Source organism: Bacillus sp. P4_E1 (genome assembly GCF_056401715.1).
The window spans coordinates 83,346-103,273 of the sequence record NZ_JBFUIV010000016.1; the positions used below are offsets into that span (position 1 = coordinate 83,346).

The 19,928-nt window shown below is 34.0% G+C and carries 21 protein-coding genes and 1 pseudogene; 17 read left to right on the forward strand and 5 right to left on the reverse strand.

Annotation, left to right across the window (positions count from 1 at the left end; genetic code table 11):
- Positions 1-268: 268 nt before the first annotated feature.
- The 7 genes and pseudogenes from AC1DS7_RS20895 to AC1DS7_RS20925 all read left to right on the forward strand — a co-directional run bounded on the left by AC1DS7_RS20895 (position 269) and on the right by AC1DS7_RS20925 (position 5,265).
- Positions 269-856, forward strand: a complete 588-nt coding sequence (locus tag AC1DS7_RS20895; RefSeq protein WP_002012605.1) for a YpjP family protein — start codon at positions 269-271, stop codon at positions 854-856.
- Between the two features lie 103 nt (positions 857-959).
- Positions 960-1,595, forward strand: coding sequence for an HAD family hydrolase (locus tag AC1DS7_RS20900; RefSeq protein ID WP_016102092.1), 636 nt, complete (start codon positions 960-962; stop codon positions 1,593-1,595).
- A gap of 43 nt (positions 1,596-1,638) precedes the next feature.
- A pseudogene (locus AC1DS7_RS20905) lies at positions 1,639-1,787 on the forward strand (VOC family protein); the annotation flags it as partial.
- 11 nt (positions 1,788-1,798) lie between these two features.
- Positions 1,799-2,731, forward strand: a complete 933-nt coding sequence (locus AC1DS7_RS20910; protein ID WP_012260859.1) for an aminoglycoside phosphotransferase family protein — start codon at positions 1,799-1,801, stop codon at positions 2,729-2,731.
- A 140-nt stretch (positions 2,732-2,871) separates the two neighbouring features.
- The gene (locus tag AC1DS7_RS20915) at positions 2,872-3,753 is read left to right on the forward strand and encodes an AraC family transcriptional regulator (protein WP_016102091.1); all 882 of its coding nucleotides are present in this window, start codon (positions 2,872-2,874) and stop codon (positions 3,751-3,753) included.
- A gap of 112 nt (positions 3,754-3,865) precedes the next feature.
- Positions 3,866-4,975, forward strand: coding sequence for an alpha/beta hydrolase (locus AC1DS7_RS20920; RefSeq protein WP_476999180.1), 1,110 nt, complete (start codon positions 3,866-3,868; stop codon positions 4,973-4,975).
- 8 nt (positions 4,976-4,983) lie between these two features.
- Positions 4,984-5,265, forward strand: coding sequence for a phosphatase PAP2 family protein (locus tag AC1DS7_RS20925; RefSeq protein WP_002085886.1), 282 nt, complete (start codon positions 4,984-4,986; stop codon positions 5,263-5,265).
- 150 nt (positions 5,266-5,415) lie between these two features.
- On the opposite strand, the gene tnpB is transcribed toward AC1DS7_RS20925, so the two are convergent.
- Together tnpB and AC1DS7_RS20935 are read right to left on the reverse strand one after the other, a co-directional pair.
- Positions 5,416-6,543 (reverse strand): IS200/IS605 family element RNA-guided endonuclease TnpB, encoded by a 1,128-nt coding sequence (gene tnpB / locus AC1DS7_RS20930; RefSeq protein ID WP_002085885.1) that lies wholly within the window; start codon positions 6,541-6,543, stop codon positions 5,416-5,418.
- Positions 6,544-6,809: 266 nt separating this feature from the next.
- Entirely contained in the window at positions 6,810-8,267 is a 1,458-nt protein-coding gene (locus tag AC1DS7_RS20935; protein WP_016102090.1) for a serine hydrolase, read from the reverse strand.
- A gap of 198 nt (positions 8,268-8,465) precedes the next feature.
- Here AC1DS7_RS20935 and AC1DS7_RS20940 point away from each other — a divergent pair, with 198 nt between their 5' ends.
- From AC1DS7_RS20940 to AC1DS7_RS20960, 5 genes are all read left to right on the forward strand, one after another.
- Positions 8,466-9,422 (forward strand): thymidylate synthase, encoded by a 957-nt coding sequence (locus AC1DS7_RS20940; protein ID WP_002085878.1) that lies wholly within the window; start codon positions 8,466-8,468, stop codon positions 9,420-9,422.
- Positions 9,423-9,441: 19 nt separating this feature from the next.
- On the forward strand, positions 9,442-9,930 hold the full coding sequence (locus tag AC1DS7_RS20945) for a dihydrofolate reductase (protein ID WP_000637214.1): 489 nt from the start codon (positions 9,442-9,444) through the stop codon (positions 9,928-9,930).
- A 154-nt stretch (positions 9,931-10,084) separates the two neighbouring features.
- A complete protein-coding gene (gene pbpC, locus AC1DS7_RS20950; RefSeq protein WP_002141624.1) occupies positions 10,085-12,070 on the forward strand; it encodes a penicillin-binding protein 3 in 1,986 nt (661 codons plus the stop codon).
- A 238-nt stretch (positions 12,071-12,308) separates the two neighbouring features.
- On the forward strand, positions 12,309-12,944 hold the full coding sequence (locus AC1DS7_RS20955; protein WP_002141626.1) for an FMN-dependent NADH-azoreductase: 636 nt from the start codon (positions 12,309-12,311) through the stop codon (positions 12,942-12,944).
- Between the two features lie 111 nt (positions 12,945-13,055).
- Positions 13,056-13,775 carry a lysophospholipid acyltransferase family protein gene (locus AC1DS7_RS20960; protein WP_002141628.1) on the forward strand — a complete coding sequence of 240 codons (720 nt, stop codon included), beginning with the start codon at positions 13,056-13,058 and terminating at the stop codon, positions 13,773-13,775.
- A gap of 37 nt (positions 13,776-13,812) precedes the next feature.
- Here the strand turns inward: AC1DS7_RS20960 and trhA are convergent, their stop codons facing one another.
- Positions 13,813-14,469: a PAQR family membrane homeostasis protein TrhA gene (gene trhA / locus AC1DS7_RS20965; protein WP_002085872.1), complete on the reverse strand. Its 657-nt coding sequence runs from the start codon at positions 14,467-14,469 to the stop codon at positions 13,813-13,815.
- Between the two features lie 209 nt (positions 14,470-14,678).
- Here trhA and AC1DS7_RS20970 point away from each other — a divergent pair, with 209 nt between their 5' ends.
- The 4 genes from AC1DS7_RS20970 (at position 14,679) to AC1DS7_RS20985 (ending at position 17,232) form a co-directional block, all read left to right on the forward strand.
- The gene (locus tag AC1DS7_RS20970) at positions 14,679-14,855 is read left to right on the forward strand and encodes a twin-arginine translocase TatA/TatE family subunit (protein ID WP_002141629.1); all 177 of its coding nucleotides are present in this window, start codon (positions 14,679-14,681) and stop codon (positions 14,853-14,855) included.
- Between the two features lie 57 nt (positions 14,856-14,912).
- Positions 14,913-15,656, forward strand: coding sequence for a twin-arginine translocase subunit TatC (gene tatC, locus AC1DS7_RS20975; RefSeq protein ID WP_012260868.1), 744 nt, complete (start codon positions 14,913-14,915; stop codon positions 15,654-15,656).
- A 328-nt stretch (positions 15,657-15,984) separates the two neighbouring features.
- On the forward strand, positions 15,985-16,236 hold the full coding sequence (locus tag AC1DS7_RS20980) for a DUF2535 family protein (RefSeq protein WP_002012715.1): 252 nt from the start codon (positions 15,985-15,987) through the stop codon (positions 16,234-16,236).
- 153 nt (positions 16,237-16,389) lie between these two features.
- Positions 16,390-17,232, forward strand: coding sequence for a DegV family protein (locus AC1DS7_RS20985; protein ID WP_012260869.1), 843 nt, complete (start codon positions 16,390-16,392; stop codon positions 17,230-17,232).
- A 188-nt stretch (positions 17,233-17,420) separates the two neighbouring features.
- On the opposite strand, the gene AC1DS7_RS20990 is transcribed toward AC1DS7_RS20985, so the two are convergent.
- Complete coding sequence (locus AC1DS7_RS20990) at positions 17,421-18,395, reverse strand: MBL fold metallo-hydrolase (protein ID WP_016102087.1); 975 nt, start codon at positions 18,393-18,395, stop codon at positions 17,421-17,423.
- Positions 18,396-18,730: 335 nt separating this feature from the next.
- Here AC1DS7_RS20990 and AC1DS7_RS20995 point away from each other — a divergent pair, with 335 nt between their 5' ends.
- Positions 18,731-19,318, forward strand: a complete 588-nt coding sequence (locus tag AC1DS7_RS20995) for an SCO family protein (RefSeq protein ID WP_002141632.1) — start codon at positions 18,731-18,733, stop codon at positions 19,316-19,318.
- A 36-nt stretch (positions 19,319-19,354) separates the two neighbouring features.
- Here AC1DS7_RS20995 and AC1DS7_RS21000 read toward each other — a convergent pair whose 3' ends face one another.
- Positions 19,355-19,822: an Hsp20/alpha crystallin family protein gene (locus AC1DS7_RS21000; RefSeq protein ID WP_002012708.1), complete on the reverse strand. Its 468-nt coding sequence runs from the start codon at positions 19,820-19,822 to the stop codon at positions 19,355-19,357.
- Positions 19,823-19,928 lie beyond the last annotated feature (106 nt).

The following is a 19,928-nucleotide window of genomic DNA, read 5'->3' on the forward strand; positions in this document are numbered from 1 at the left end:
CGGCTCTTTTTCTAGTCTGTAACACACTGGTAAATAAAATATACTAAAAGGAGTATGCTTGCGGCTGAGTACACGACATCTAAAGTCATCTGATTGTCCCCCTCATTGTTGTTGTATTTATAGTGTATGAAATCTTACAATTTCATATTCAAGTGAAAAATATGTGAACGTTAACAAAATTGTAAAGTGCAAAAATTACAATCATTTTGTATAATAGAAGAAACAACCGTTATATAAAATATAATGAGTGAAAGGGGAGGGAACATAAATGCCAAATTGGTTTAGAAAAACCTTAGTCGCATTAATTACCGTATTTACGTTTGGTTTAGTGACGCCTCCTTCCATATTACTTGATAATGCCAAAGCTGCGGACAAGCCTACGAGCACAGCTGGGCAACAAAATTTGGAGAGTACGTCCTATACATATGAAGAAACAAATGATAGGTTAACCACCGATACTTTTGTTAACTATGCGATGCAAGAAGCAGAGAAGCAATCTATGCAAAAATTCGGCTCTAAAATTGGGCCTGTAATTGAAGATGAATTTAAAGATGTTGTATTACCTAAAATTGAAGAGGCAATTGCGGAACTTGCAAATGATGTGCCAGAAGAATCGTTACAATCATTAGCGATTTCTCAAAAACCAGCTGGTGGAAATAATGAAAAGATTTTTCATGTTTATGACACGAAATCAGGAAATGACTTACTGCGATTTCATGTGAGGAGAGATCATCCACCGCAAGATGGATATTATTTTAATTTCCACTATCATCGTTTTGATGATGGATATTCAGGACACCATGAGTTAGGAAATATTTATTGGAATACGAATGTACCGCCGAAATGGTTGTCTTAAAAAGAACGAGAGAAAATCTTGTTCTTTTTTTCTTTATGAAAGGATACGACATTTATGTTGTTGAATAACATAGGTTTAGGAAAAAAGAAAAGGGAGTATGGGGATGCAAAAATATATCGTTTTTGACTTTGATGGCACATTAGTAGATTCACAAAATATATTTGTACCAATTTATAATCAACTTGCTGAAAAGCATGGATATAAGACAGTTAGTGAGGAAGAAATTGAGACTTTACGAAAATTGACTATTTCTGAAAGATGTAAAAAACTCGATGTACCACTTTATAAACTTCCTATATTGGCGTTAGAGTTTTATAAATTATATCAACCTGCTATAAAAGATCTCGTTTTATTCCATGGGATGAAAGATGTATTAGATGAATTACATAAAAAAGACTACGGGATTGCGATTATATCTTCGAACTCAGAAGAGCATATTAGGGCATTTTTACATAGTAATGGCATAGAAAATATTCAAGAAGTGTATTGTTCTAAAAATTTGTTTGGTAAAGATAAAATGATTAAAAGATTTTTAAAGTCGAAAAAGCTAACAGAACAAGATTTGTTGTATGTCGGTGATGAACAACGTGATATTACAGCTTGTAAAAAAGCTGGTGTGAATGTCATTTGGGTTTCTTGGGGGTATGACGTAATTGAGACAGTAAAAGGAGACGCGCCAGATTATATGGTTAATACGCCAGGGGAAATTGTGCAAGTAGTACAGGCGGCACATTCTTAATATAAATAAACTTCGAGCAGTTATTTATCATATTGAATTTTGGGTAGCAAAGTTTCTTACTGGCAATAAGGTGAAGGTTATACGTGGTCCAATTGAAATGAATCATTATTCGGATGTTACTATACAATAGACTTTTATGACCCGAAGGGCTTTATTGTAGAGGTTGCGTATACAGCGAATACAGAAATGTAAGGAGAATAGACATGAAGATAATTACAACGTGGAAAAACGATATACAAATAGTAAAAGATGCTGCAAATATTGAAGAAATCTCTAAAGGTTTCTCTCCTGATAAAAAATATATTATTACGACTACTGATGATGAAAAATATTTATTACGGACAGGTGATATAAAAGAGTATGATAGGAAAAAAATAGAGTTTCAAATTTTAAATGAAATGGTAAAACGTAACGTGCAGGCTCAAAGACCAATTGAACTCGGTATATTGGAGGAAGAAGATTTATGTTATAGTATTTTTTCATATTTAGAAGGAGAAGATGCTAAGAAGCTATTGCCTACATATACGCCAAGAGAACAATATGATATTGGTATAGCAGCAGGAAAAGACTTAGCAAAAATGCATACACATGAAGCTCCTAAGGATATACTCCCATGGTATGAAAGAGCAATGAAAAAACATCGAAAATATGTAGAGGCATATAAAACATGCGGAATACAAATTAAAAATGATGATAAAATCATAAAGTTTATAGATGAAAATGAAAAATATTTAAAGAACCGCCCAAATCGATTTCAACACGATGATTTTCATTTAGAAAATATAATTGTACGTGATGCGAAATATGTAGGTGTTGTTGATTTTAATGGCTACGACTGGGGCGACCCACTTCATGATTTCGTAAAAATAGCATTATTTGCAAGAGACATTAGTATCCCGTATTCAATCGGACAAATAGAAGGATACTTTAATGGGAGAATACCAGAGGAGTTTTGGAAATTATATGCGGTTTACGTTGGCATGACGGTTTTTTCTTCAGTTGTCTGGAGTTTACGAGCAGCACCGCATATGTTAGATGATACGTTAGAACGTCTTACTATAGTTTTAGAGGATCATAAAAACTTTGAATTATCAAAGCCAATCTGGTTTGATAGTGAAATGATGAATAAAAAATAAGGATAGCAGGTGGGAAATCTCACACCTGCTATTTGTAAATAACTCATGAGACGGTCTCTTTACATACTATGTATGTAGTTTTTTTATGAAGGAATGAAAACCTTGACGTCTACTTTATAATATAAAAAGGGGGTGGGAAATTGAAAATCAGGCAAGGCAAATATGAAGAAATAAAAGTACGCGATAGAGTTCTAGGAATGGTTGAATATATAGAGGATACGATGTTACCTACTGGTTTTCACTATTATATTCCTCCTCACTGGCATAGAAGTATTGAAATTAGCCTAGTCGTATATGGAGAGGTTTTCTTGTATGTGAATGGGCAAAAAAAGAAAGTATCCGCTGGCGAATTTATTTTTGTGAATAGTGGCGATGTTCATGAATTCGAAAAAGTTAAAAATACAAGTTGTGCAGTAATGATGTTAATTATTTCTTATGAATTTCTTAAAGAGGTAAATGGAGATTTTGATAAATATAGATTTAATATAAAAGAATCAGTTGTTCAGAAAACTAACCTCCAGCAAATATTTTATGAATTAAAGGAGTTAGTCACAAATTCTGATGATTTAAGTTACATAAAAATTAATAGTTTAATTTATGAAATTGTTTATATTCTATTGCGATATTGCAAAGAAGGAGAGAGTATAGACAATAATTATCAACTTGGAAATAAACAGAAAGAAATGATTACGTATATTTATAAACATTATGATGAAGAACTTAAACTGAAAGATGTAGCTAAACATTTTTTTGTAAGTGAAGAACATTTTTCCCGTATGTTCAAAAAATCGTTCGGATCAAATTTTACCACTTTTTTAACGAGATACAGGCTCTATAAAGCGTATGAAGATATTATTAATAGTACAAATTCTATACAAGATATAGCAGTAAAACACGGATTTCCAAATGTAAAATCATTTATTTCACAGTTTAAAGAAAAATACGGATATACACCATTACAGTATAGGAAAAATATCATATCAAAAAATGACAATAATCGAATCAAATATGAACAACAATAAAAATACGTTCCATGGTACATTTTGTACATGGAACGTATTTTTATTTAGTAAACGGGAAGTTATATAATCCTGAATAATGAAAGCGTTTGAATTTAGAGGGGAGAAATATTAGATGACTAGAAAATATGACTTAGACTTATTAGAAAAAATGCAAGAAAAACAAGAAACCATCAATGTACAGGGGGCGAAAGTTTTAGTAAAAAACATACCAGATTGTGATGAAAAAGGAGCGATGGATCCACGTCTTTACAAGGACACGAAGGTTCAAATGAATGTAATGAGGTTTATGCCTAAAAATATGATGAAAATGGACGCTTCTGAAAAATCAGTAAGGAATATGCGAAAACAATTCAATGGAATTAAGAGTGTTCCAATTGTCACTAAAGACGTTAATATTACGCATAAAACAGTGAAAGCGGAAGATGGATATGATATTCCGATAAGAATTTATAACAGTGTTTCTAAGCGAGAGAATGCGCCAGTTTTATACTTTATTCATGGTGGTGGATTTATGGCAGGATCACCAGATGTAGTAGAAGAACTTGTGAAATTGATCGTAGAAAAAACAGATATACTAGCCGTTTCTGTGGATTATCGATTAGCTCCGGAAAATCCTTTTCCAACTGGGCATACAGATTGCTACACTACTTTAAAGTGGATTTATGAAAATGCTGAAATACTAGGCGGTGATAAGAATAATATCTTTGTGGCAGGTGATAGTGCAGGAGGGAACTTAACACAGTATTGTACAACTAAAGATATGGAAGATGGTAGGAAGTACGTGAAGGGACAGTTGCTTCTGTATCCTACACTTAATATGTGTGACTATGAAGATGAATTTTATTCTTGGAGTATAGATAAATATGAAATTGCTCCTAAGTATAAAAAAGGATTAGAAAAAATGCTTAATATAATGCATTCAATGATTGGAGGTATGTCAGAAGTACTTGGTACGAAAGAAATTCATTCGAAGTATTTAAGTCCATATGTTGATGTATCCCCAGACTATCCAAGTACATTTATTACGGTAGGAGAGCATGATTTTTTAATGATTGAATGTTTAGCGTATGCAGCTAAATTGACTAAAAAAGGAGTGGATACTGAAACGGTCCTTTATCGTGGTTTAGGGCACGCTTATGGAGATAATGTAGGGGTTTATCCTCAAAGTGAAGATTTAGCAATTGAGATGGGGAATTTTATATTAAAGCATAGTGGAAAGTAGGAGAAATGATGGGAAATAGAAAAGTGATATTAATTTCCAGCTTCGCTATTTTACTATGTATCTTTGCATTTACAGACTTACAAATATCCAATAGTTTATATGAACCAACTAATAAGATACTAGTACCAATGAGTCGTATTGTGGTAGGAGCCCATTTTGCTTCAGATGTTACAGTTGGAGTCGCTATTTCAGTTACTGTTTTTATGTGTTTGAAAAAATTTATATGGAAAGATAAGAAAAATAAACGCACAAATAATAATGATGTTCTTCCACATTCATTGAATCGGTAATAAGAAAGTCTTTTCCTTTGAGGGAATATAATAATTAATGCATGGCTTGTTCATTAAGCTGTTTTGTTGAACTACTCACCACTTAACATTCTCACGGACTGTTTGAAGTGGGAGTTTCCTAAGTACAGAAACCTAACGGTTTCTAATTCATTAGGCTATCCCCGTAGTTCCTACGGTTAAGAGACGAATTGCTTCATTTCTAAGATTGAGTGCTGCATTTCGATCTCTATCGTGATGTGCGCCACAAGAAGGGCAATCCCACTCACGAATGGTTAGATTTTTAACGTCTTTGTTTTTGTATTCGCAATTGGAGCATAATTGACTAGAAGCAAATGTTTTAGATACTATAACAACTTGTTTGCCATACCATTTTGCTTTATATTCCAACATAGTCCGAAATTGTGACCAAGATACTTCACTAATCGCTTTTGCAAGCTTTCTATTTTTGAGCATGTTACTGACTTGTAAGTCTTCCATACCGATAACATCGTGGTTTTTGATGATTTCAGTAGAAAGTTTATGTAAGTAATCAGCTCTTGCATTTGCAATATGTTCATGGATTCGTGCAACGTTCACACGTTGTTTATTCCAGTTCGAAGAACCTTTTGTTCTTCTAGAAAGGATACGTTGTGCTTTCGCTAACTTCTCTTCTAATGTACGGAAGAATTTAGGGTTCTTGTATGTTGTGCCATCAGAAAGAATGGCGAAATCTTTTAATCCAACATCAATTCCACAAGTGGAATCAGTTTTAGGCATTTCTTGTACGCTTGTTTGAACAAAGATAGATACAAAGTATTTACCACTTGGGTTACGACGAATCGTTGCATGCAAGATACGCCCTTCTACTTCACGACTTTTAGCAAAGCGAACAAGGCCAAGTTTCGGTAATTTTATTGTGTTGCCTACAATTCCAATATTTCCGTTTGTTTGCTTAGTTGTGTAGGATTGAACTGTATTCTTTTTAGACTTGAATCGAGGCATATCATTCTGTTTCTTGAAAAAACGTGAAAAAGCATCTGCGAGGTTTTTTAATGTGGATTGAAGAGCGATACTATCTACTTCTTTTAACCAAATCGTATCCTGTTGCTTCTTTAATTGAGTAAGCTTGGCAGAGCAAGAAAAGTAGGTTAACCCTTTTCTTGCTTCTTTATACGTATCATTCCAAAGAGCAAGGAAATAGTTAAATACAAAGCGACTGCAACCGATTGTTTTAGCAATTAATATTTCTTGTTTCTTATTCGGGTAGATACGAAATTTATATGCTTTATTTACTAACATAGGTTGCACCTCACTTTTTCATCGTATATCTACAGTATACAAAAAAACGTAGGCTTACGCCTACTGACATTCATCTCCCACCTAAAATTGGTGTTTCACACCTTCACATTTTTGAGGAAGGAGTCTTCTGTCAGAAAACGATAAATAATTTAGCATTTGGGTTATCCTCATTTCATTTATTAAATTCAATAATAGGATTGGTTGCAAGGTGAATTTCTAATTCCGAAATAATAGAGGGAAGAGTAATCTTCCCTCTATTTAATTTGTTATTTAATTTTCGTAAATGTAAGAGGCTGAGTACTTAAAGTTGCAGGTACGTGTAATTGAAGAGTCGGGAATTCACCATTTACATTCATATCATAAGCGAATAAAAGCCCCATTTTCATTTGGAACAAACTAATTGATGCTGAGAAGATGTTGTAATGATGATGTTTTAGCTGAAATTCCATATCCATAAATTGTACATGTAGGAAATCATCTTGTTTGTATACTTTCAGTGTTCCATAAGCGGGATGCTCAAAAGTTCCAGTGTAGTCATCTAATGCATGAGAAGGGGTAGTCCCTTTTATTGGTTCGGGAAGTGATGTAGTTGCCTCTTTCATCATTTCTTTCATTTTTTCACTATCTTCTACAGCGCGTTCATGCCAGTCGATATATTCTAGTCCGAGAAGTTCGTCGTAAATATGTTTTGTAATATAAGTAGGGAGTACAGTTTGCCCTGAATTTGTTAATACGATAATACCGATATTTTCGTTGGGCATAAATGACGCAAGTGCAGAAAATCCATCAATATTACCACCATGATGAATAAGTTTATAACCGCGGTAAGCACTAATAAACCAACCTAGTCCATAGCTATTTAATGGTGATTCACTCGTTGATAACATTGGCTGATCCGGGATTGGAGTGTGTGGTGTATACATTTCTTGGAGTAGTTCAGTAGAAATCAAATCATGATTTTCTGTTTTTCCTTCGTTTAAATGAAGCAAAACCCATTTTGCCATATCTTCAATGGTAGAATTAATACATCCAGCCGCTCCAACTGTATCAATATTTCGGAATGGAATTTCTTTCATTTCACCATTATCTTCAGTGTAAGGTAATGCGTAATCATCTGTATTTTGTGAGTCTGTAACAGATAAGTTTGTATGCCTCATATTTAAAGGTTCTAAAATATGTTCTGCAACGTATTGCTCCCACGTTTGATTCGTAACGTTTTCTACAATATAACTAATTGTCGCATACATTAAGTTGTTATAAAGAAATGCTGTGCGGAACGGTGCATCAAGTGATAAATGTTTTATTTTTTCAACAAGATCTTTTCGAGTTAAGGAAGAACTGTACCAAAGAGCATCGTGACGACTTACCCCAGTACGATGAGAAGCTAAATCTCGTCCTGTAACTTGCGAGTTAGCGAGCATATCGGATAGAGAGAAGTTAGGTACGTAAGTTTGGACAGGAGTATCCCAATTAAACTTTTTTTGCTGTGCTAATAAGCTTAATGAAAGCGTACCGAATGCTTTCGTCGCAGAACCGATTGCGAATCGTGTCTGCGGAGTAACAGCCTCTTTTTTCTCTATGTTACGATAGCCGAAACCTTCTGAAATAATGACCTCACCATCTTTTATAACAGCTACAGCCGCTCCAGGAACGTGTAAATCCTTCATCATCTTCTCAACCTTATGTTGTAACGTACTTAAAACAGGAGTTTTGATTTTAGACATGCTTCCAACCTCCAAATATAATTTTTATGTTCCGCACTATACTTTCTGTAATAGAAAAGTGAAAACCTTTTTTAATATTGAAAGTTAATAATTTTGTAAGAAATATTGAAAGAATTTTTATTAATTTGGATTATTAAATTCGCTGTTTTTCATGTTATGATAAATCTCATATACGATTGAAAGAAGGTTTTTCTACATATGAAACATGCTGAATATGAATACTTAAATTTATGCCGTCATGTAATGGAGCACGGTACGAAGAAAGAAGATCGTACAGGGACAGGTACTGTATCTGTATTTGGATATCAAATGCGTTTCGATCTAAGTAAAGGATTTCCTTTATTAACGACAAAGAGAGTGCCATTTCGCCTAGTAGCAAGTGAACTGCTTTGGTTTATGAAAGGTGATACAAACATTCGCTATTTATTGCAACATAATAATAATATTTGGAATGAATGGGCGTTTAAGAGCTGGGTAGAAAGCGATGAGTATACTGGCCCTGATATGACAGATTTCGGTCTTCGCTCACAACAAGATGAGGAATTTAAAGTGCAGTACGATGAGCAAATGGAATTGTTTAAAAAGAACGTTTTAGAAGATGATGATTTCTCGAATAAATATGGTTATTTAGGAGATGTATACGGAAAGCAGTGGCGTGCCTGGAAAACGACAGCTGGTGAGACGCTTGATCAATTAAAAGATGTAATTGAAATGATTAAGAAAACACCAGATTCACGCCGTCTAATTGTGTCTGCTTGGAATCCTGAAGATGTACCAAGTATGGCATTACCACCTTGTCATACGCTATTCCAGTTTTATGTAGCGGATGGCAAACTTTCTTGTCAGTTATATCAAAGAAGTGGTGACATATTCCTTGGAATTCCATTTAACATTGCAAGTTACTCATTACTAACACATTTAATCGCACATGAATGTGGTCTTGAAGTGGGAGAATTTGTTCATACAATTGGAGATGCACACATTTATACGAATCATTTTGAACAAGTAGAAAAGCAATTGGCACGTGAACCACGTCCATTCCCGAAACTTACATTAAATCCAGATGTGAAATCTGTGTTTGATTTTGAAATGGAAGATTTAACGATTGAAGGATATGATCCACACCCAGCAATTAAAGCACCGGTTGCAGTATAATTGTAGAGGAGATGAAAAAATGATTGTTTCATTTATGGTCGCAATGGACGAGAATAGAGTAATTGGCAAAGATAATAATTTACCTTGGCGTTTACCAAGTGAATTGCAGTATGTAAAGAAAACAACGATGGGCCATTCACTTATTATGGGGAGAAAGAACTACGAAGCGATTGGTAGACCACTGCCTGGAAGACGTAATATTATTGTAACACGTAATGAAGGGTATCATGTTGAAGGTTGTGAAGTAGCACATTCTGTAGAAGAAGTGTTTGAACTATGCAAAAATGAAGAGGAAATCTTTATTTTCGGCGGAGCACAAATTTATGATCTCTTTTTACCTTACGTAGACAAGTTATATATAACAAAAATCCATCATGCATTTGAAGGAGATACATTCTTCCCAGAAATGGATATGACAAATTGGAAAGAAGTTTTTGTTGAAAAAGGTTTAACGGATGAAAAGAATCCGTATACGTACTATTATCATGTATATGAGAAGCAACAATAATAAGAAGGATTGATGTGAAATTCACATCAATCTTTTTATTTGTATTCGTTAATATAAGTTTATAGATGATATTCAATAGTGCTATAATGAAATCTAGCATGTAAAAATGCTAAAATTTTCAAAAGTATTCATATAGAAAGAGGAGGAGAATCGATTGAAAAAGATATGGGGGATTCTTTTTCTTTGCTTAACGTTCATGTTAGTTGGATGCGGTAAAGAAGAAAAACCACAAGAAGCGTTTGATACATATACAAAAGCATGGAATAAACAAAAATTTGCAGAAATGTATGATCAATTATCAGAAAAGGCAAAAAAAGATATTTCAAAGAAAGAGTTCACTGAGAAATATGAAAAAATTTATTCTGGCATTGAAGTGAAAAACTTAAAAGTAGAAGCAGGAGAAGTAAAAGAAGATAAAAAAGATGAAGGTCCTGTTCCTTTTAAAGTAAGTATGGATACAGTTGGTGGTAATATCTCTTTTGGCCATGAAGCAAAAATGGTGAAAGAAAAAGATGGAGATAAAGAATCTTGGAAAATAGATTGGACTCCTGATTTCATTTTCCCTGGCATGACAAAAGATAGTAAAGTGCGTATGCAGGCAACACAACCAAAACGTGGTGAAGTTTACGATCGTAATGGAAAAGGTCTTGCGACGAATGGGAAAGCTTCTGAGATTGGAATTATTCCAGAAAAATTAGATGAAACTGCTCCGCAAACGAAAGAAGCAGTAGCGAAGTTGTTAAATATGTCTGTAGAAGAGATTGATCAAAAACTAGCTGCGAAATGGGTAAAACCAGGGTATCTCGTACCAATTGGAATTTTGCCTGAGGGAGCAACGCAAAATACGTACATCGATTTACCTGGTGTTGCAGCAAAACCTGTAAATGTTCGTACATATCCGTTAGGGGAAGCAGCAGCGCATCTTACTGGTTATATCGGAAAAGTAAATGCAGAAGATTTAAAAACGCTTCAAAAGAAAGGCTATCAAGCCGATGATCCAGTTGGTAAAGCTGGATTAGAGCAAGTATTGGAAGAACAGCTACGCGGGAAAAAAGGTGGCCGTGTCTTCATGGAGGATGCACAAGGAAAAGAAATTAAAAATTTAGCGAAAACAGATGCTGTTGATGGAGAAAATGTAACTTTAACTATCGATAGTGTTGTTCAAGAAAAAACGTATAATGAAATGAAAGGAGAAGCTGGTTCAAGTGCGGCAATTAATCCGAAAAGTGGAGAAACAATTGCTCTTGTAAGTAGTCCAGCTTATAATCCTAATTTAATTGCACGAGGAACATCAAAAGCACAGCGCGAGGCTTGGAATAATGACCCGAAAAAACCGATGACGAATCGATTTACACAATTATCGGTACCAGGTTCTGTATTTAAGCCAATTACAGGTGCAATTGGTCTTGAAACAAAAACAATCGATCCAAAAGAAGAATTGAAAATTGAAGGACTGAAATGGACGAAAGATTCTTCTTGGGGCAATTATTACGTAACACGTGTAAAAGATGCAAATCCGATTGATTTTGATAAGGCAATGAAATACTCGGATAATATTTATTTCGCACAAGAAGCTTTGAAAATTGGAAAAGATAAATTTATGGCTGGGGCGAAAAAATTCGGATTTGATGAGAAATTACCAATTGAATACGGATTCCCAGCTTCTAAAATCGCAAATGATGGCATAAAAAATGATATTCAAATGGCAGATACAGGATATGGACAAGGAGAAGTCTTAATGACTCCTCTTCATTTAGCTTTAACGTATGCACCGATTGTAAATGATGGAACGATTCCATCGCCATATCTTATTAAAACAGATAAACAACCAAAAGCTTGGAAAGAGAACGTGATTTCTAAAGAAAATCAAGATATATTGAAAACGGCTTTAACGAAAGTAATTAACGATCCAGATGGTACGGGGAAAATTGCGAAAATTGATGGTATGACCCTTGCTGGTAAAACAGGAACAGCAGAATTAAAAGTATCAAAAGAGGCAGAAGGAAAAGAACTAGGTTGGTTCGCTGCGTTTGATTTAAATTCACCTGATATGGTTATTACAATGATGATTGAAGATGTAAAAGGTAGAGGTGGAAGTAATATTCCAGCTGAAAAAGTGAAACATGTTTTTCAAAAGTAGTAATTGAAGAAGACTATCTCCATGAAATATGGAGATAGTTTTTTATTTGATTAAAACCTTAATATTTATATACAAAAACTAACTGAAATAATATAACTTATTAACTTACGAAAAAAAAGTAGCTATTTTTATTGACATCCATTAAAACTTTTTGTATTATACTTACATAAGGTAAGTTGTTTACTATAAAATAATAAATCTCGAATTAAAGATAAATTAGAAAAAGGGAGATAATACAATGACAAAAGTACTATTTATTACAGCAAATCCAAATTCAGCAGAAGGTTCTTTCGGTATGGCAGTAGGAGAAGCTTTCATCGAAGCATATAAAAACGAACATCCACAAGACGAAGTTGTAACAATTGATTTATTCAATACAACTGTACCAGCAATCGATGCAGACGTATTCGCTGCTTGGGGTAAATTTGCAGCAGGCGAAGGATTCGAAACTTTAAGTGAAAATCAGCAACAAAAAGTTGCAGCAATGAACAATAACTTAGAAACATTTATGCATGCAGATCGTTATGTATTCGTGACTCCAATGTGGAATTTCAGCTACCCAGCAGTAGTGAAAGCATACTTAGATAACTTATCAATCGCAGGTAAAACATTCAAATATACTGAAAATGGTCCAGTTGGCTTACTAGAAGGCAAAAAAGCACTTCATATTCAAGCTACAGGCGGCGTTTACTCAGAAGGAGCATACGCATCTATGGACTTCGGTCGCAATCACTTAAATGCGGTATTAGGATTCATGGGTGTATCAGACACTGAATATATTGCAGTTGAAGGAATGAATGCAAATCCTGAAAAAGCACAAGACATTAAAGAAGCAGCAATTGCAAGTGCACGCGAATTAGCAAAACGTTTCTAATATAGAAAACTTCAAAATGTCCAAACACTTGTTGTTTGGACATTTTTTCTTCTTTTTCCTTCGTTTGTCTAGTATAATGAAGGTCGGAATGATAATAGGTGGGGGTTCTGTATGATTCAAACGTTTTTTAAAATCTTTTATTTAATTTTAATCGTAATTGCGATTACACCAAGGTTGTGGCGTATAAAAAGAAAAGCAAATGCGATGTCACCGCAAGAAAAAGATAGTGTTGTGTATAAAACAACAAACTGGTTTGGTAAGAAAATGGTGCGTGTAACTGGATCGACTGTAGAAGTAAAGGGACTTGAAAATGTTCCGAAAGACAAGCCAGTGCTAGTTGTAAGTAATCATCAAAGTAATATGGATATTCCTGTGTTACTAGGTTACTTAAATAAGCCAATTGGATTCGTTTCAAAAGCGGAAATTAAAAAGTTTCCGGTTGTGCCAACATGGATGGAACTAATGAATTGTGTGTTTATGGACCGCAGTGATCGTCGTCAATCTCTTAAGGCAATTAAAGATGGAATTGAACTGTTAAAGAGCGGGCATTCTATCGTGATTTTTCCAGAGGGAACGAGAAGTAAGGGTGGCGAAATCGGTGAGTTTAAAGCAGGGAGTTTTCACCTTGCTGTAAAATCTGGCGTATCTATATTACCAGTAACTTTAGATGGTACATATAAGATGTTTGAGGCTAATGGAAATCGTATGAAACCAGCTCATGCAACATTAACAATTTCTAAGCCAATTACACCTGAAGAATATGCAAGTATGGATGCTAAAGAGTTAACCCAGCATACAAAAGATATTATTGCATCTCAATTACATAAGTAATAAAAAAAGTTTCAGCTTAAACAAGCTGAAACTTTTTTTATGCTGCGGGTAAGACATAAAACAGTACGCAGAAAAACATCATTGTACTACCGCCTAGTACGAAGAGATGCCAAATGGCATGATTGAACGGAAGCTTTTCCCAAAGGAAGAATATAGCTCCGACAGAATACAAAATGCCGCCTATTAATAGTAGTGAGAAGCCGTGACCGGTTAAATTTTCATAAAGGGGTTTAATGGCAACGATGATGAGCCAACCCATAATGATATAACATAATGTTGATGTTTTAATAAAGCGACGAACAAAGAAGATTTTGAAAATAATGCCACCAATCGCAAGGGTCCAAATAATTGCGAGTAAAGTCCAACCGAGCGGGCCACGCAGTGTAATGAGTAGAAATGGTGTATATGTGCCGGCAATTAATAAATATATGGCGGAGTGATCTAAAATGGTAAATAACTTTTCTACTTTTGGATGATGGATGCTATGTAGCAGTGTAGAAAATAAGTATAGTAAGAACATGCTTACGCCATAAACGGTAAAGCCAACAACAGCAGATGCTGTGCCATGTTTGGAAGCATGAATAATTAATATGATTAAGGCAGGGATGCTTAAAATGGCACCGATACCATGGGTAATTGCATTCGCAATTTCTTCTTTTACAAATTGGGTCATTCTTTTAATTTTTTGCGTCATAATGTTAATCCCTTTCACTGTATTGAGATAAGTTATATTTTCCTTAACCATATCATATACAAAAGGAATAGAAAATGATATTTAATTGATTATATTTTTGAATTTTTTTGACAAAAGACAACGGATACATTGACGTTTACGAAATTTTTTGACAAAATGAACTTATGGAATAGTAGGACAAGGAATCTACTTATGAAGGGGATGGGGAAATGTTTTCAAATATCGGCTTTCCGGGGTTAATTTTAATTTTAGTAGCAGTGTTAATTTTATTTGGCCCAAAAAAGTTACCGGAAATTGGGAAAGCTTTAGGGGAAACGTTAAAAGAATTTAAAAAATCAACAAAAGAATTGACTGATGAGGCATTTCAAGAGAAAGAAAAAAAATAAATAAAAGAATATGCTGAAGTTTTTCTCGGAATGGATAAATAAAGTGTGGTGAACGAGATGGAAGATCGGGAAATGAGCGTAGTAGAACATATTGTTGAGCTTCGCAAACGAGTAATATATACAGTATTATCCTTTGTATTATTTTTAATTATTGGATTTACTTTTACGAAGGATATTTATTTTTGGCTTGTAAAAGATTTACCAATGAAATTAACTGTTCTCGGTCCAAGTGATGTGTTGTGGATTTTTTTCTCGATTGCTACAGTATTTGCTATCGTTTGTACAATTCCTTTTGCTGCGATACAAATTTGGTTATTTGTAAAACCAGGTTTACATCCCAATGAACAAAAAATGACATTAATGTATATACCGGTATTGTCTATATTATTTATAGCAGGCCTATCTTTCGGTTATTTTATCGTCATGCCATTTTTATTTCATTTCCTAACTACAATTGGTAATGAGATGTTTAATACGATGTTTACAACGGAAAAATATTTTCATTTCGTATTAAATTTAACAGTTCCGTTTGCTGTTATATTTGAATTACCTGTAGTTGTTATGTTTTTAACGAGTATAGGTCTTCTAACGGCAGAATTTCTTCAGAAAATAAGAAGATATGCTTATGTCGTGTTGATTATAATTGCATCATGTATATCGCCGCCAGATTTTTTATCACATAGTTTAGTAGCGGTACCGCTTATTTGTATTTATGAAATTAGTATCGCTTTATCAAAGATAGTTAGTAAACGAAAACAGAAAAGAGAAGAAGAAATACAGTCGAAAAGTGCCTCGTTATAAAGGCACTTTTTAATTTATTTGTTATACTCTAGCTATAATTGTATACAATATATAGAAGGAAAAAATTATAGAATCTCCAAAATTTAGACAAACTTTTCATTTTTATAAGTTTATACTGAAGTTATCAAGCTATATATGGGTAATAAGACTCCCGTCTCAAAGGATATATAGGACAGGGTTCGAATTAGGTGGATATAAATGAAGTATTAACTTCTAAATGGGGCAGCTTAAGGATATTTTAGTATTCATAGGAAACCTACACTAAAAAACGTGTTAAAGAATAAAGTGGAGGAAGTTCAAAAATCCAACGAAAAAGAGGATTGATATTGTGATTACGAAAAGTTTTTATTTCACTCATGCAACAGGGAATTGTATTAAAATATTTGAAATCCCTGTCCTACAAACACAGCATCCATTAGCGTTTCTAATTCAGTCTCGTCTTCAATTGTTTATTGCAAAAATTCAAAAACATAAAAACCCAAGATTCTCGTACTCTTTCCGTGAATATTTACAAAGTTGTTTGAAGTGGAATGATTATTCAAATGTATATAAGACAAATACTCTTGAAAAGAATGCATAATACACAGCAGGGACAGAGTTAGATAGGCTCTGTCTTTTTCATTTTAGGTATAAAAATATAATTAATTTGGTGAAATTCATTCGAAATTGTTGAAAGCCTCGGGAATGCTAGTATAATAACAGGGAGAGCGTATTGGAAAGGGAAGAATATAATATGCAAAAAATTAAAATTGTAACAGATTCAACGGCAGATTTATCAAAAGATATACTTGAGAAGTATGATATTCATGTTTTACCATTATCTATTTCTGTAAATGGACAAACATACTTAGATCGTGTAGATTTGCAACCGGATGAATTTATTGAAGAAATGATTAAATCAGAAGAATTACCAAAAACATCACAACCGGCTATGGGTACATTTGTAGAAATGTATGACAAGCTAGGCGAAGACGGAAGCCAAGTGCTTTCTATTCATATGACAGGTGGAATGAGCGGTACTGTCGCAACAGCGAATAGTGCTGCATCAATGACAGATACAAAAGTAACAGTTGTTGATTCTCAATTTATTACACATGCTTTAGCATATCAAGTAATTGAAGCTGCAAAAATGGCAAAAGAAGAATGCTCACTAGAAGATATTTTAAAACGTATTGATGAAGTAAGAAAGAATACTCGTTTATATGTTGTCGTAGATACATTAGAGAACTTAGTGAAGGGTGGACGTATCGGTAAAGGGAAGGCTTTTATCGGTTCATTACTTAATATTAAACCTATTGCAAGTTTAGAAGGCGGCGTATATAATCCGGTAACGAAAGTACGTAGCCAAGGGCAGATTGTAAAAACGTTGGCTAAACTATTCGAGGAAGATACTGCTGGAAAAGTGGTGAAAGCTGTTGCGATTCCACATGCTAAAGCAATTCCTTTAGCAGAAAGTGTAAAAGCTGCTGTTGAAAAAGTGAATGGATTCACTCAATCAGAGATTTTCTATACAACACCAGTTATCAGTACTCATACAGGACCAGGAGCAATTGGTTTTATGTATTTAGCAGAGTAATAAAAAAGCTACTTGAAATGAATTTTCAAGTAGCTTTTTTATTATTTCAGGACAGAAAATAAGAAATGAGAAGGGCAATACAGGCGCTACCGCTAATTATATAGCGAGTCTGTAAATAATCTTTCATGAAAAACACCCTTTTCAATTTTTTAAAGTATATGATAAATTACTCGCAAAAATTAGTACTATTATACATGAGAAGTTTCTGTGATTTTTACTGGTTTTTTATCTGGGACAATAGGGCTATACGTGAAAGTTTGACCTAAAAAGAGAACATGTAGTTGTTCCCACGGTAGCATTCGTAAATTCCAGTTATTTCGTAGTCGTGTTACTGCTTCCCTTGGTGTTTCATCTGCTAAAGCAAAAGTACCGTAGTGCATGGGAATGAAATGTGTAGCTTTTATATCTAGATACGCTTGCACAGCTTCTTCTGGTGAAACGTGAGACACTTTCATAAACCATTCTGGTTCATAGGCACCAATTGGCATAAGTGCAATATCGATTGAAAAACGTTTGCCGATCTCTTTAAATCCTTGGAAATAACCACTATCACCACAAAAATAAATGGTTTCTGAAGAAGTCATATTATCAATGATCCATCCTCCCCAGTGAGAGGTGTTCATATCAAATAATGTTCTTCTCGTCCAGTGCTGGGCAGGTACGAAGTGAAAAGAGACGTCATCAATTGTTGTACTTTCCCACCAGTTGTATTCTTCTACATTGGTGAATTTTTTACGAGTAAATAATTTTTTTAGCCCAATAGGAACAAGGTATAAGGTATCATCATTTAGTTGACGAAGAGATGAAAAGTCTAAATGATCGTAATGACCGTGTGAAATAAGAACGATATCGATTTTAGGTAGTTCTTTTATAGTGAGCCCTGGCTCAGTAAGTCGTGGAACTAACTTTAATTTATTTGCCCATACTGGATCTGTTAAAATATTTAAGCCGTTCGTTTGAATGAGAAAAGTTGAATGACCAATCCATGTGACAGTCGTTTTTTCAAAGTTATTTAGTAGAAATTTACTTTGTTTAACAGGTGATTGTTCTACTAGAAAAGAAAAGTCTTTTTTGTTTTGCTTTCTCTCTTTACGCCAACGTAAGAAGGAGCGAATTGATTTTTTTGTACTTGCATTATCCATATTTTCATAGCGCTTTGCCATGAACATCACCTCATTTAAAATCGTTGTAGTTGTATTGTACCGAAATGTTGTTAAGGAATACAGTGTTTAACATGGATTAATGTTTAAGTAATTGTAAAAAAATAGGGGGATTTATTTACAAATTTAACAATGAACTTCGTTTCGCAAATAATGGTTAGAGAAATAATAGTAGTAAAATATATTTTGTCTAGTAATTCGCTTGAAATAAAGAAGTAACATACGTAAATTCGTACGATTTCGTGAACAAATGATGTAAACAATTTTCTCATAGTGTTTACTTTTGTTATGATATACATAACTTACATAAATTAAGGATAGAGAAAAGAGGTTTAATAATGAAGCGTTATCAAAAGTTAATTGGTCTTATGGTTGTATTTTGTCTCTTTGTACTTGCAGGTTGTAGCAGTTCAGGGGCAAAACTCCGTAAACCGTTAAACTGGGATTTGGAAACTTTCCAATTTACAAATCAAGAAGGAAAGCCGTTTGGTACAAAAGATTTAAAAGGGAAAGTTTGGGTAGCTGATTTCATGTTTACAAACTGTCAAACAGTTTGTCCGCCAATGACTGCTAATATGGCGAAATTACAGAAAATGGCTAAGGAAGAGAAATTAGACGTTCAGTTTGTTTCGTTTAGTGTAGACCCTGAACTTGATAAACCAGAAAATTTGAAAGCATTCATTCAAAAGTTTACAGAGGATACAAGTAACTGGAACTTGTTAACTGGTTATTCACTGGAGGATATTACAAAGTTTTCAAAAGATAACTTCCAGTCGCTTGTAGATAAACCAGAGAATGGGCAAGTAATACACGGTACATCATTTTTCTTAGTCGATCAAAATGGAAAAGTAATGAAAAAATATAGTGGCATTAGCAATACGCCATACGAAGATATTATACGTGATATGAAGCGATTAGCTGATTAAAAAGAAGGGTGCTAAGCACCCTTCTTTTATTAGTATTCAGTCTATGGATAATATGTCATGCTGTTGTGGTAATTTCGGTGCGCGAATTTCTAATACACCGTTTTGATAAGAAGCTTTCGTTGCTTTTTTATTAATTAAATATGGTAACTTAATAATTCTTGACGCTTCTGAAATGGAACGTTCTCGGCGATAATAGTTATGAGATGTTTGTTCTTCTTCCGTCTCTTCAAGTATATCTTCTTTTACAGAGACTTTTAAGTATTCGCTTTGTATTTCAATTTGAATTTGTTCTTTTTGTATACCTGGTAGTTCGGCTGTAACGACGAGTTCGTCACCAACTTCGTATAAATCTACTGGGAATGTTAATAAACGGTTTCCTTTTTGGAAAAAATGATTTAAATCAGCAATTACGCCACGAAGAGGCGTTTGTTCGAAAAAATCATCAATTTGTTTTAAATAATTACGAACTGGTGGGCGAGAAGAATCTTTTTTTTCTTCACTCATGGTATTACCTCCTAGAAATCAATTTGCAATATCATATGACAAAAGCGGAGAAAGGTGAGTGCCTAGTTTTCATGTTTTCATAAAAAAATGTTAAAAATGTGAAATG

Coding starts and splice junctions, on each gene's coding strand:
- AC1DS7_RS20940 (WP_002085878.1), top strand. CDS start 8,466: ATGAAACATGCTGAATATGAATACTTAAATTTATGCCGTCATGTAATG.
- AC1DS7_RS20945 (WP_000637214.1), top strand. CDS start 9,442: ATGATTGTTTCATTTATGGTCGCAATGGACGAGAATAGAGTAATTGGC.
- AC1DS7_RS20995 (WP_002141632.1), top strand. CDS start 18,731: ATGAAGCGTTATCAAAAGTTAATTGGTCTTATGGTTGTATTTTGTCTC.
- AC1DS7_RS21000 (WP_002012708.1), bottom strand. CDS start 19,822: ATGAGTGAAGAAAAAAAAGATTCTTCTCGCCCACCAGTTCGTAATTAT.
- AC1DS7_RS20935 (WP_016102090.1), bottom strand. CDS start 8,267: ATGTCTAAAATCAAAACTCCTGTTTTAAGTACGTTACAACATAAGGTT.
- AC1DS7_RS20895 (WP_002012605.1), top strand. CDS start 269: ATGCCAAATTGGTTTAGAAAAACCTTAGTCGCATTAATTACCGTATTT.
- AC1DS7_RS20970 (WP_002141629.1), top strand. CDS start 14,679: ATGTTTTCAAATATCGGCTTTCCGGGGTTAATTTTAATTTTAGTAGCA.
- tnpB (WP_002085885.1), bottom strand. CDS start 6,543: ATGTTAGTAAATAAAGCATATAAATTTCGTATCTACCCGAATAAGAAA.
- trhA (WP_002085872.1), bottom strand. CDS start 14,469: ATGACGCAAAAAATTAAAAGAATGACCCAATTTGTAAAAGAAGAAATT.
- AC1DS7_RS20910 (WP_012260859.1), top strand. CDS start 1,799: ATGAAGATAATTACAACGTGGAAAAACGATATACAAATAGTAAAAGAT.
- AC1DS7_RS20990 (WP_016102087.1), bottom strand. CDS start 18,395: ATGGCAAAGCGCTATGAAAATATGGATAATGCAAGTACAAAAAAATCA.
- AC1DS7_RS20920 (WP_476999180.1), top strand. CDS start 3,866: ATGACTAGAAAATATGACTTAGACTTATTAGAAAAAATGCAAGAAAAA.
- AC1DS7_RS20900 (WP_016102092.1), top strand. CDS start 960: ATGCAAAAATATATCGTTTTTGACTTTGATGGCACATTAGTAGATTCA.
- AC1DS7_RS20985 (WP_012260869.1), top strand. CDS start 16,390: ATGCAAAAAATTAAAATTGTAACAGATTCAACGGCAGATTTATCAAAA.
- AC1DS7_RS20955 (WP_002141626.1), top strand. CDS start 12,309: ATGACAAAAGTACTATTTATTACAGCAAATCCAAATTCAGCAGAAGGT.
- tatC (WP_012260868.1), top strand. CDS start 14,913: ATGGAAGATCGGGAAATGAGCGTAGTAGAACATATTGTTGAGCTTCGC.
- AC1DS7_RS20960 (WP_002141628.1), top strand. CDS start 13,056: ATGATTCAAACGTTTTTTAAAATCTTTTATTTAATTTTAATCGTAATT.
- AC1DS7_RS20925 (WP_002085886.1), top strand. CDS start 4,984: ATGGGAAATAGAAAAGTGATATTAATTTCCAGCTTCGCTATTTTACTA.